We start from the raw sequence: 12133 nt of genomic DNA, 5'->3' as shown, positions 1-12133 counted from the left end.
TAATGGTTGTTTATAGACCTATTTTTGCTATGTGAGATTTGCCGTTATTATTTTGAGAAGTTGGAATGAGAGTATGGGTATTTAACTGTTCAATCTCAATTGTGATTTGCTGTTGCCGTTGCTGGGAAAGAGATTGATAAATTTGTTGAAGAGTGTTGATAGTTTCTCTTAATTGGTGAAGACAATCAGTGTTAAAATTTATTGTCACCGTTTCTCCATGTTCAATAAATGAACAAGATTGGTTATTACCATTGCCGTATGAACTGACATAGGTATCTTTGGTAATATTAGCTGTGAATGAATGGGATAGTTTCATAGTTTGACAGTGAATTGCACAATTTTTAGCCAGAAAGTATGATAATGTGATTGAGAATAACGGCGTTTGAGGCGTGCAGATATTTTGTTAATACACACCTCTCTAGAATTGGAAAAGGCATCTAAAAATATAGATTATGCCTCCGATTAAACTCATCAGAAGCATAGCGCGTAGCGCGTAGCGAATTGGTCGTTTTGGTGTGCAATAATTCATTTTATGTACCAAATTAGGGGCATTTATTACCAACTATCTAGCTTCTCTGCATTTAGTCAGTGCGGTGTTTAATTTATCTTGATTTTAGAAAGGGCTAACTAGGCAGTTTTTGTTTATTCTGAAGCTGGATTTGTTGGTTTGTATCTAGCTCGGCTATTTGAATAATTAGCTCTGTCGGTAAATTCCAACATTTACATTCCCAGTTTTGGCTTAATCGTTCTGCTTTTCTCACAGAAATAGCCGAATATTTTGTATTTTCAATGAGCCATTGTTTGAATTCCAATGCTTTCTCTTCAGTTTCAAAGCCGAAGTATGTTACTTTTCTTTGTCCCAAAGGATTAGTGATAGTGGCAACTCTAGGTGAAAGAATATTAAGAGTCCATCCACTATCACTTAGCTGTATTCGATTAATGTTTAACATCGATTTAGTGTGGTTTTGGTAAGCTGCTTAATTTTTGACTTTATCAATAGAAATTTCCTCAACAGTGCAGAGTTTGTATTGTAGGTTTCAAGTCAAAATATGATGTTCATTTTGACTTTACCGCAACACCAAGGATATGATTAATTAAGGAACTTGTGCCATTTGGGTATAAGGTGGGGTGCTGCCTACTCTTCATTTCTGCACCCCACACCCTAAGAGGATGTTTGAAAAGTCTAATTTATTACTAGCCCTGGCGACTATAAGTCGCGGCTACACAGACAAAACCCACCTCCGTGGGTTAGAAAACCCTTGATTTTGCGTTAGTCCACGGAGGTGGACTTTGCTTGTGTAGTAGCGAATTATATTCGCCTAATACTTTTCAAACAACCTCTAAACCCTATATTTTTGTCAAAATGGACTGATTTTATAGAATCTAGAACTTACGCATCAAGTACGAAATGTAGGGGCAATTCATGAATTGCTCCTACGGAAAATCCTTGCTCTTACGTCATTTTTGCGTAAGTACTGGAATCATTTCCTCAACCGTAAATTAAATTGTTGGAGAGATTCTGCACAGGTGTATAGCGAACGACAAGAGCCTGTAGAATTATGGAAGTAAGTCGCAAATCTTCTTAAACCTCCAGTTAGCGTTAATGCCAGCATATATTCAACAGCAATAACAGCTACCTGCTGATTCACAAATAAGCTTTGGCGGTTCCGTGCTTGAATTTCGGCACATGAAAGTGGTGTTGAGTTCAATTCTTCAGGCAATGGCGTTAGTAGTTCTGGGTGTTGGCAAGAAGGACTGGGAAGATTGATGCAAAAGTTGGGTTTGTGGAGATTGTCAAATGCAACTTCTAAGGTAAATTGGTTAGTAGAGCCAAGTAACACTTGTCCAGAACTAGAATTAGCGTGGTTGCCACAATCTAACCACCATGTTTGTGGTGGAGAACCTGAGTAGTCTTGGTCTAAACAAGAGCTAATTTCAGCACGAGCCGCTGCATTGTCCACGCAACCAATGATAACTGTTAGCTTACGCCATCTGTTTGATACCATTTTCTTGGTGAATGGTTTAGCGATCGCACAAATTTGTACTCCCAGAGCTAAACTGTATCTAGCTGCTAAGACTTCCGCTTTGTATAACCCAACCTCCGACTGCTGAAAATTCTGCCGAGGAATGTTTTTAGGTTCAACTATATCGGGGTCTACAACTATGCAAGAAGCGCTTTTATTGCTGGTTGCTTCAATCTCCAGCATTAGTCTAGCAATGGCTGGAGTCAAAAAACCGCCTGTTCCACCTGCACCTACAATCACAAATTCAACATGATTGTGTGCAGGGAGCATGATGGGGACAGAGTTAGCGAAAGATAAGTCCAATTTCATCATGGCATAACATCTGTGAGACAGCTTGGTAACTCAAATATCCAGTTAGCAGGGATTTGCCAAAAGTGGCTGTATGCACCCAACCGCACGCAGATATGGGAATTAGTAAAGATTTCCCCCAAAACAGCAAAAATTCTGAATTTTCCAGATTCTTCCTCGTCATCTGTTGCGGAGAATTGTGCGCTCATGCTGTGGTGGCTGTGTACCTCAATCATGGCAGTCTCATAAAATAAGCTGGTTGCCTCAACTGGAGTTACACTGGTAAATGTCGCAGTTTGCTCTGGGATATGCAGATGCCACTCTCCATCAGTGAAGCAGAGGTAAAAAAGGATTTCTTGACACCCCACAGCCTGGGATTTTTGTAACATTTTCAGAACTAAGCTGGCAGGAACCAGTGGATATTGCAGGTGAAAGTAGGGTGTGAGATGGGGTAAACCACGAATGCTGCATTGGTTGACAGGAATGCAGGCAGATAATCCCTGACGTGCAGCACGAACAAATACTCCATTCCCGGCCACCCAGTATTCCATCATCTTGCCTGCGATTGGTGGTAGGGTGGTGCTGGTGGCAAATTGGTAATTGATGAGTGCGGGTATTATCATGAGATAATTTCTTCAATTGCAGTGGTGATAGTTTTGTTACCCCAGGGCACTAAATCCCGTGTTGGGTATTTTTTGGCATTGCTGTTGTGTAGTTGTTGGAGATGCGATCGCACATTTTCGCGGTAGGATTTGGATTTACCCTGCACCAAATCTTGATTAAAAGGACTATGCCAAAACAACTGCCATACCTGCATGATGTGAGCAGCGGAACAATTGGGAACAGAGTTTCCCCCAAAACATATAGAACCATTTTCCATAATGTTTGGTAATGGTGCATGAAATATGGGAGAATTGAGGTCAAATTTCTTGACTGCCCAAATCCAATATTTGCGATCGCATCCTGCAAATACTAACCCCGGCATAGGTACTGTTAAAGTTGTATTTTCTAAGGAAATGCAACAACTTTGTGGTGGATAAAACTGCACTAACCATTCTCCTTTGTAACATCTTCCCCACCTCACGGTATTTGGTGGTAAATAACCTGAGTCAATGGGTTCAGCAACAAATGCTTCTCTTAAGGCTGCGGGAGAAATAAATTTGTAGGTGGTAGCTTCTCCCTCCTTATAAACTAGAAGATATTGACCTGGCAGAAATAACAGATGTGCCAGTATTTCTCCATGAGTAGTTTGGTTGATAATTGAATGTGAGATAGCACTGACATTGAGCCGAGGTAAGATATTAGTTAATCCTGAGCTTTGTTCCATAGTTTAATAACCTGTTTTCTATGGTCAACAGAAGATTCTAGCCATTCTGAAAATTGCGTCATTTTCTGACAATATGTTTGGCAAATTTGCCACTGTTGTGCTAAATATCTCAGCACCTCTTGATTCCAATCAAACGAGACATAATCTTGATGGGTTGTATCTAACCAAATACATTCTGTACTGTGGTCTATGATGGATATCACATCATACAATAAGGATAAAGGTGAAGCTATTTGTTGACAAAGTAACGAGAGTTTTTCCCAATCGATTCTCTCCACAGTTAACAGCTTTCTAGGAACAAAGCCGAAGTACAAAATCCAGTCTGCTTTGGGATGTCCATGACCTATAATTGACAACAGAAATTGTTCTGTGAAGCTGAATTCTTCTAAACTCATTTCCCACCAGTCTATATTTTGGGGGGAAATGGTAACTTCTGTGTATCTTTCAGTGCATCCCCGAAAATCTTCCAACCATTCCAAAGGAAATAGCCGTTCATTTACAAGCTCTAAAAACTCAATCTCGATGTCACTATAGACACTGGGATATGAATGTTGTCTTAAGGGAGTTTTCGAGGATGACCATTCGATTGGGAAAAGTTCTTTGTAGAGGGTGAGATAAGTAATTTGTTCACTGAGTTCCTCTAAATACCAAATTCCCTCTTTAACCGTTTGGGGAATTTGGTAAATTTTTAGATACTCAGCAGCCAATTGATATTGAGACTGCATTAAAATCCAGTGATGATTTTTTGAGAGGGGATAGGAGGAAATTGTTGGAGTAGATGCAGACTTTTTTCTAGTTCAATTTGCCATTCTCTACCAGTGGTAATTGCTTTTTCTAGTTCGTCTTGTACTAATATTAGATTTTCGATGTTGAGACATCCTTGGATTTCCAGCATTTTTATTTGCCAGCTTAAGATAAGAGCCGGATTAAATTGGTGTTCGCTGTCAATTAAAGTTTGCAGGATATCACCTACTCCTTTAGTACCTGCCTTCTTAACCATACGAATTTGCGTGATACCATTCTTCTCTTCTCTTGTAATTTCAGCATTAGCAATCTCTGGATAGAATGGTGTGATGGCATCACGCAGTATTTGGTCATTAGCTGCTACTTCCTCAGCTATAGGTATTTCTTGACCTTCAATCATTAAAATGTAAGGCATATCAAAAGAGTGTTAATTGATTAGATGGTTTGGCTTTGTTGAGATTGGTTGGTGGTAAATCAGGAGGATTTACAACTCTATTATTCTCTGATTGCTTGACAGAGCTTTTTTGTTTTTGAGCCTCTTTTTGCTGGGATTGCTCTGCCATTTGTGGTAAGATGGTCTTTAATTTAATCAGAATTTCAGCTATTACTGGACATTGAGCGAGTTCCTGGATTGTAGTGATTTGAATTACTGGTGGTTCTCCCTTGATTCCAGCGGTGATTAATACCTGTCGTGAATCGTCTGTATTTCCTGGTTGAATTTGGATGCCTAAGATGATAGTCGTGTTGTCAAAATTAAACTTATCTTCTTTCTGAGACGCTACGTTAGCAACATCAGCATCTGTTGATAATGTGCTGATATCATCATTATTGTCAGCATCTACATCTTCATGCAAGTTTTGTTGAGTTTGAGTTTCTGCCATAATTTGTAGTTAAGAAAGATTGGCTAACCGATGCAAAATCATAATAGTAACCCCCAATTTTCTAAAGGATTGCCACTTGTATTCGCACTCTCCAGGTGTATATTTAGGTGATAGTTGACTCCATGCATCCCAAGCAGAAAGTAGGTTTGGATTAACCGATTTCAAAGCCATTCCCACTTTGACCCATGAATCATAGTTATCTGCAAAGCGAGGATGAATTATTCCTAGTAGTAGCAGTGCTGTCTCCACATCTCCATCTGTAAATGGTGGATTTGGTTGTGTTCGCGGTGTGGTCGCACCAGAGGAATTATGTTTGTTGTACTCTGTTTTCGGTGGTTTTGCAGGTTGCGACATCTCCTCAATTACCCAAGATGGTGCGATCGCTACTTCGATTTGATCAGGACGACAACCACTCAGCCAACGATAATAACCTGTTTCTGGATGAATGCTGGGGGGAAGAATTGATGGTAAGTTAGTACCTCTAAACTCTAAAACTTCACCGGGGGCGGTGGTGATTTTGCGGGATTTGAGTTTAGGGTGAGTATTACCTGGCAATTTCAGTAAATATTGCGCCCTTCCTGGTCGTCCTGATGTAAATGTAACTGTGGTGGGTAGTGGTTGATGAGCGATAATTGCTGCATGGGCGCTATATCCATCACAGTCTATGGCGATTAAAAATTCCTGGGAGTTTTGACCACAAAGTAGACCAATACCTGTGGGGGTTATTTTGTAAAAACCGTGATGTCGGTTTCTGACTGGGACTTTTTCATATTGCTGTAGTTCGTTCAGCAATGCTTGAGGAGACCAAGGATGTTGTTCCCATTGATATCCTAATGGTCTTTTTCCCTGAGTTGGGATGATAGGCCAGTGTTGGGGGAGTATTTTTAAGATATCAATCAGTTTTTGGGTTTGTAGTTTTTTTCAGCATGGGGTTTTAATCTTGATTGGGGTTGCGAAGGAAACTAAAGTTTTTAAACCTAAATAATGTGCTGTTTGTGCAGGATTTACTGCTTGTGCAAAGTGTAATAAGTAAACGACTATAGCTAATGTAACTGGTTTTCAGCTAAGTCTGCGTTAGCAGACTGACTATTAAATTATTGCAATTGATACTCCCCGCCCAAGAGCTACGCTTCATATCGTTTGGATGTAGCTGCTCTTGGCATTTTTTTGATTGCTAAATTATCTGATGCTCAGTATTTTCCACCCTTACAGTCTCCTTGCTGGGATTAATTACATGGAAAGGCAGTAGATAAAGTTGATTTTATAGCCAGAATTCTAAAAATTAGATACCCTTGGTGAAGGGTATCAGACAGTGGCAATGGAAGTAAAAATTCAGACTCTCACTCCAATCTGGACAGGTGGCATTGAGGCTGGGAAGTGCGATCTCATTCACGAAACTGGACTGCTTGGTAGTCTACGCTGGTGGATGGAAGTATTGGTACGAGGTTTAGGGGGTGTGGTGTGCGATCCTACGGCTGAAAAATCACAAGATCGCAGTAGCCTAGATACTCAAAAATTTAATGCTAAGAAGTATCGTGAATTGCAAGATGAAGTTGAGCGACGTAAATACTTACGCGATGCGGGACTTTGCGATGTCTCGCAAATTTTTGGCGCGACTGGATGGAAACGACGATTTCGGTTGGAAGTTCAGGAAGTTCAAGTATCTGATGCAACAATTCAGCATCCCATAACAGCAAGCCGCAGTTATTTAGGTATGAAGCGGCCACCAACTTGGTATTTCCCAGATCCAACAAAAAAAGACGTTAAACCTCAGCCTCCAAATACTCCAATAACTGGCTCTTTTATTATTAAAATTCAAAGCTTAAATCCAGACTTTAAGCCAGAAATTATTGGTGGATTAATTCAATTCATTGCTGATTGGTCAGCATTAGGAGCGCGTCCCCAAATGGGTTTTGGTGTAATTGAGATTGAGGGCGATCGCATCAATACTCAACCTCTATATAATTGGCTCATTGCCACAAATGGAAGTCAACTTTATCCAGATATACCTGCACTACAAAACATCTTTCTAGCACAAATTCAACCGAAGGATTTAACTTCTTCGTTTAAAGAGCAAGATACCTTTAACTTGAAGTATGACCTCCGAAAACTTTTCAGAACAGAGAACGATCCCATTCAGAGGAAGAGTGCACATAAAAGTCTAGTGCTTAAAAAAGATAGTGATAAAGATTTACGCCACTTCATCATGGGTACGGTGGAGGATGAGCGAATGGCTGCCAAAATCAAAATTTCCCGTCCCTATGACAATGAAAAGCTGATTCGTGTGTGGGGCTGGATTCCTGAAGAAGCAGCGGTTTACAAAAATGGATGGGATAGAGAAAAGATCGTAAATGATATTTATAAACACCTCGAAGCAAAGTATACCTTGCATATCTGGCGTGAAATGAATTCAACGAGAGATACTAAAACACCACTCATAAGTGAGGCAAAGTTATTTCTGCATAGCCTGTTGCAATTACAGGAAGGCAATTATGCAGTATGATTATTACGTCTTTCGGAAAGAGCAGTTGGGCAACAGCTTCAGTGAACTTGAGCAAGCCTCAGCAGAACTTAAGCAAGCAAAGGATAAAAGTACGCGTCAACAGGCAGAAAGGAAGATAGAGCAATCTGCTAAAAAGTCAGTTCAGATTGAGCCTCATCTTCCTTATTTGTGGTATGAAGCTCAAGGCTCTGAACTCAAAAATTCCATTCGTGATGCTTGGCAAAAAGATTTAAAACCCAGCATTATTCCTGATGCCTTTCACTTCACACCAGACTTCTCTGCCCTCAACTACCTACCATCACTCAGCTTTATGCTGCGTGTCCCCTTCAAACTGCGAAAGCCTTATCTGAGTAAAGACGATCGCATCTTTCACCTGCTCGATAACCCTGTTCGCAAAGATAAGGTATTTCAAACCCCGATGGTTGCCTCAACAAGCTGGAAAGGAGCATTACGAGCAACATTGTGGCAAATGGAACATAAAAAAGGAGATGACAAAATTATTCGCCTTCTTGGTGATGCCCGTGAGGATGAGAAAGGGCAAGCAGGTCGCCTCTATTTTTACCCAACCTTCTTTGACAAACTTGGGCTGGAAGTAATTAACCCGCACGATCGCAAAACCGGCGTAGGCAAGAATCCAATTTTAATTGAGTCTGTTCCAGCTAATGCAACAGGAGAATTCATCTTGCTATACATCCCCTTTGGTTCAGTAAAATCAGATGAAGTTGCCGCAGACTTGCAACTGGTTGCCGAGGGAGTCGAAAAAATGCTGACAGTCTATGGTTTTGGTGCCAAGACCAGTAGTGGCTTTGGCATTGCAGAACTCAATGGTACGGGTGAACTGGCGATTCGGGCGGATTTGCCAGACTTAAAGCAGCTTGAACCCGAAGTAACATCGCCTGAACCTCAGCTACCCCGCTACCTAATTGCAGAAGGACAACTGCATCCAGACTTTCAAAGTTCTGATGGCAGCCTAAAGTTAGAAGCAGAATATTTGTTTGGAAAATCTGGCAAGAAAGAAAAGCAGCTTTACGACAAGGCTAAAAAGTGGTGGGAACGAGAAGGTCGCCAACTAGCCGAGACTGTTACTCCAGAGCCAGCACCCGAAACTACACCACCGCGTTCCAAACCATCTATGACCGAAGTACCCTTTACTAATTTGAGTGAGTTGTGCGATCGCGCTCAGGAAATGGCAGAGCAGTTATGTCAAAGGAAGGCAATTAGCCATGACTCATAATTTACAAGATTTGGCGGATAAACGTGATGCTCTGCTATTGGCAGAAGTGGCAATGTGGCTTCATATGTTGGGTAAGTTCCATAAGGATTTTTTGAATGATCCTAACTCTGGAATTGATATTCAAATTCCAACAGATTTAACAGCAAATTTTACTCAATTAGATAACCTCTTACAAGATTCGTCATGGTCGGGATCGATCTGGAATCAACTCGGCATTACTGAGCTTCAAGGTAGTTCCTTAAGTTTTTTCAATTTTATTGAAAAGCACAGAGATCCAGATCCAGCAAAAATTGTACAAGGATTATTGAGATTGATACACGACTCACATGGACGAGGATCGGGAATTGAAAAAGGAGTTCTGAATCGCTTTGCAGTCAGTCAAGTGGGTAAAGTCTATCTATCAACTGCATTTGGTACTGAGAGCAAGGCTATCGATCTGAAACAAACTGAGTGGCACAAGTTTTATACTTTTCTACAAACTCATATTCAAATATTGGAAAATTCACTAACAGTCCCAAAATATGACTGGAAAGGATTTCGTAAATATTTTATCTCTCAGCTAGAGAGTTATTTTCGCCAAACAGTTGCAGAAACTCGTCGTCCGTTAAGTGATGTTTCTTTATTTGACCAGACTTCCGCCAGTGTTGCTTTTCTCAAAGCTGCATTAGCTCAAAACTTGCTGGCTGGCTGGAAAGAACCTGTTACTGATATCATTAAAGATAAATATTACTGGCGAGTGCTAAAAGTTGGTTTAGATGGTCTTGCATTTTGGGGCGACTCTGTTCGCATTGGTGATTTGCTGGCACGCAAAGAGTTGATTGGTAAAGCTTTAGATTTAGTTCAAAGAGTTATTGAAGAACAGTATCCTTTAGGGTTGGAAATTTATCGGGATGAAAACGGTAGTGTATTTATTGTTCCAGATATTGCTGATTTACTGAATTGGAAAACAAAATCAGGATGCTTATTGTGTGAGTATTTACAAAGAATTGCTAACTTTCAGTTCAAAGGTGAAGCCCGTTGGGTATTAAAACTAAGTGATCACACGCGCGACACTCTGAAGTTTGGAAGATTAGCAACTTCTAAACCTAATAAACTAAGTGCTAATGATAAAACGATTGCATCACACTGGAATATTCAAGAAAAGCAGGATATTTGTCCTATATGCAGTTTGCGACCAATTGGTTCAAGCAACAAAGCACTAAAATTGAAAGTTTGTGATGTATGTTATCAACGCCGAACTAATCGCGCTAAAGCTTGGACAAAAAACTTACATACAACAATTTGGATTGATGAAGTAGCAGATACTAACGGTCGTCTTGCCCTAATCGTTGGACGCTTTGAACTAGAATCCTGGCTAACAGGTGAGGCATTCAATAGTATAGTTTCTTCTGATCCTCAATCCCAGATATGGAAAGAGCCAAAAGGAAGCAAGCAACATAATTTTGATTATCAGAATTTGCTCAATGAGATTCAAAATGCTTTGAGCAAGAAACCCGAAAATAAACGACAATTTGTTTCTAATACATTGCTAGATGGTCTAGTTTCCAAAAATTCACGCGGACTACGTAAAGGTCAAAATCCCCCACTGCTACAGCCATTTTATAATTTACAAGTTACCGATACCGATCTGGGAGAAGGAAGAACATCTGAAGACCCCTATCTTTTAGCCTTAGCAATGATGCGACAAAATCCTTCATTTGCTCGCTTGCGTCGGGTATGGGAAACTACTCAGAAGTTCTGGCAAGAAATCATAGCTGATGTACCAGATACACAGCTATCAAAAGTAAAATGTCGCCTCAATATTCAAGTTAAAACATCCGAAATTTCTCGACTCAAGCTGGTCAACTTTGGCAACTATGATCTGGTTTTAAAAAATGCCAAATTAAGTGTCTTACTTTGGGATGATAGACTAATTACAACAGATAATCTTTGCTATGTTGCCAAGCAACTTAATACATTCTCTGATAATAAAGAAAGTGAAAACATTAATCGCTCTTTAGATAGTACAATAGCAGCTGAATTTGTTCGTAGCCACTTGAACAATCAGCAAGTTTCTATAGAAGAGCCAACTGGATACGGTAATCCTAACAAATTAGGTGGTCAATTAGACATCAACAGTAATGATATTACGCTTGATTTTACAGAATGTACTCCTGTTATTCAAATTCTTGCTGAACCGCGCACCTTCATGGCGCTTGTCCCAGCAGAAAAGTCGCTTGAAGTAATCAACACAATTCAAACGAAATACGATCGCGAGATGGGCAAAGTTCGCAATCGTCTACCTCTGCATTTGGGCGTTGTATATTTCCATCGTCGTACTCCCCTCCGGGCCGCCCTGGATGCAGGACGGCAAATGCTGACCTACAAATCGCCTACTGATAAGCAACTCTGGCACGTGCAGTCAACATATACAGGACAATTGCCCAAAGAGAAGGCCAAACTGGCAAATGGCACAAAACAATTTGATCAAACCATTACCCTAACACTGACTCAAGATGAGCGCTCAATCACTTGGCACGTCCCCGCCAAAATGGGCGATGGCAACACACCCGACAATTGGTATCCCTACGTCTTTCTAGAAACCAATGATGATGATAGCAAGGTGAAAACTGAACGGAACCGCGCTATCAAAAGTCAGCGACCCGGTACAACCGAACCCTGCTGGTTAGTTCATCCTGGGGACTTAAAAAAAGGCGATCAAATCTATTTCACCCCTTCCACCTTTGACTTTGAATACCTCGATAGCACCGCCCGCCGCTTCGAGATTCACTACGACAAAGAGGGTCGCCGCCCTCGCCAAACACGCCCCTTCTACCTCGAAGACTTAGACCGCTTCCAGACACTCTGGGAGATTATGAAAAACCTGCAAACCTCCCAATGCCATCAGGTGATTTACACCATCGAAGCCACCCGCGAAATGTGGTACGGGCAAAATGAACAAGAATCGTGGACAGATGCAGTATTTAAGCAATTCGTCACTGATACACTCACAAATGCAGCATGGCCGAAAGATAAAAAGTGGCCAACTTTCTCTGACAAAGAACGCCAACAACTGATTGACGCTGGAGTGCGGGGCGAATTGGCAGACTTGGCAGAACTGTACATGAAAATTTTAAAAGAGCAGTAAGAACA

12 protein-coding genes are annotated in these 12133 nt (G+C 40.8%); 3 read left to right on the top strand and 9 right to left on the bottom strand.

Features of this window, described 5'->3' with window-relative positions; all coding sequences use genetic code 11:
* Positions 1 to 10: 10 nt before the first annotated feature.
* The 9 genes from CYLST_RS31960 to CYLST_RS31920 form a co-directional block, all read right to left on the bottom strand.
* Positions 11 to 316, bottom strand: a complete 306-nt coding sequence (locus tag CYLST_RS31960) for a hypothetical protein (protein ID WP_015186495.1) — start codon at positions 314 to 316, stop codon at positions 11 to 13.
* 307 nt (positions 317 to 623) lie between these two features.
* On the bottom strand, positions 624 to 950 hold the full coding sequence (locus tag CYLST_RS31955; protein WP_015186494.1) for a hypothetical protein: 327 nt from the start codon (positions 948 to 950) through the stop codon (positions 624 to 626).
* 531 nt (positions 951 to 1481) lie between these two features.
* Positions 1482 to 2336 carry a ThiF family adenylyltransferase gene (locus CYLST_RS31950; RefSeq protein WP_015186493.1) on the bottom strand — a complete coding sequence of 285 codons (855 nt, stop codon included), beginning with the start codon at positions 2334 to 2336 and terminating at the stop codon, positions 1482 to 1484.
* Positions 2333 to 2935, bottom strand: coding sequence for a Mov34/MPN/PAD-1 family protein (locus tag CYLST_RS31945; RefSeq protein WP_015186492.1), 603 nt, complete (start codon positions 2933 to 2935; stop codon positions 2333 to 2335). Before CYLST_RS31945 ends, CYLST_RS31950 begins: the two co-directional genes overlap by 4 nt.
* On the bottom strand, positions 2932 to 3639 hold the full coding sequence (locus CYLST_RS31940; protein WP_015186491.1) for a prokaryotic E2 ligase family D protein: 708 nt from the start codon (positions 3637 to 3639) through the stop codon (positions 2932 to 2934). Before CYLST_RS31940 ends, CYLST_RS31945 begins: the two co-directional genes overlap by 4 nt.
* Positions 3618 to 4364, bottom strand: a complete 747-nt coding sequence (locus tag CYLST_RS31935; RefSeq protein ID WP_015186490.1) for a hypothetical protein — start codon at positions 4362 to 4364, stop codon at positions 3618 to 3620. Before CYLST_RS31935 ends, CYLST_RS31940 begins: the two co-directional genes overlap by 22 nt.
* On the bottom strand, positions 4364 to 4798 hold the full coding sequence (locus CYLST_RS31930; protein ID WP_015186489.1) for a hypothetical protein: 435 nt from the start codon (positions 4796 to 4798) through the stop codon (positions 4364 to 4366). Before CYLST_RS31930 ends, CYLST_RS31935 begins: the two co-directional genes overlap by 1 nt.
* Position 4799: 1 nt before the next feature.
* Positions 4800 to 5264, bottom strand: a complete 465-nt coding sequence (locus CYLST_RS31925; RefSeq protein WP_015186488.1) for a hypothetical protein — start codon at positions 5262 to 5264, stop codon at positions 4800 to 4802.
* Between the two features lie 9 nt (positions 5265 to 5273).
* Positions 5274 to 6146 (bottom strand): bifunctional DNA primase/polymerase, encoded by an 873-nt coding sequence (locus CYLST_RS31920; RefSeq protein ID WP_425389096.1) that lies wholly within the window; start codon positions 6144 to 6146, stop codon positions 5274 to 5276.
* Between the two features lie 436 nt (positions 6147 to 6582).
* Here CYLST_RS31920 and cmr1 point away from each other — a divergent pair, with 436 nt between their 5' ends.
* Genes cmr1 through CYLST_RS32690 form a run of 3 tightly spaced genes read left to right on the top strand, consistent with a single transcriptional unit; the run spans position 6583 to position 12128 of the window.
* Positions 6583 to 7767, top strand: a complete 1185-nt coding sequence (gene cmr1, locus CYLST_RS31915) for a type III-B CRISPR module RAMP protein Cmr1 (protein WP_015186487.1) — start codon at positions 6583 to 6585, stop codon at positions 7765 to 7767.
* A complete protein-coding gene (locus tag CYLST_RS31910; protein ID WP_015186486.1) occupies positions 7757 to 9001 on the top strand; it encodes an RAMP superfamily CRISPR-associated protein in 1245 nt (414 codons plus the stop codon). The genes cmr1 and CYLST_RS31910 overlap by 11 nt, the downstream gene beginning before the upstream one ends.
* Positions 8991 to 12128: a CRISPR-associated protein Csx11 gene (locus tag CYLST_RS32690; RefSeq protein ID WP_015186485.1), complete on the top strand. Its 3138-nt coding sequence runs from the start codon at positions 8991 to 8993 to the stop codon at positions 12126 to 12128. The genes CYLST_RS31910 and CYLST_RS32690 overlap by 11 nt, the downstream gene beginning before the upstream one ends.
* The last annotated feature ends 5 nt before the right edge of the window (positions 12129 to 12133 follow it).

Source organism: Cylindrospermum stagnale PCC 7417 (genome assembly GCF_000317535.1).
GTDB lineage: Bacteria > Cyanobacteriota > Cyanobacteriia > Cyanobacteriales > Nostocaceae > Cylindrospermum > Cylindrospermum stagnale.
Note: the sequence above shows the minus strand (reverse complement) of the source record. Positions and strands in the feature narration are given on the sequence as shown.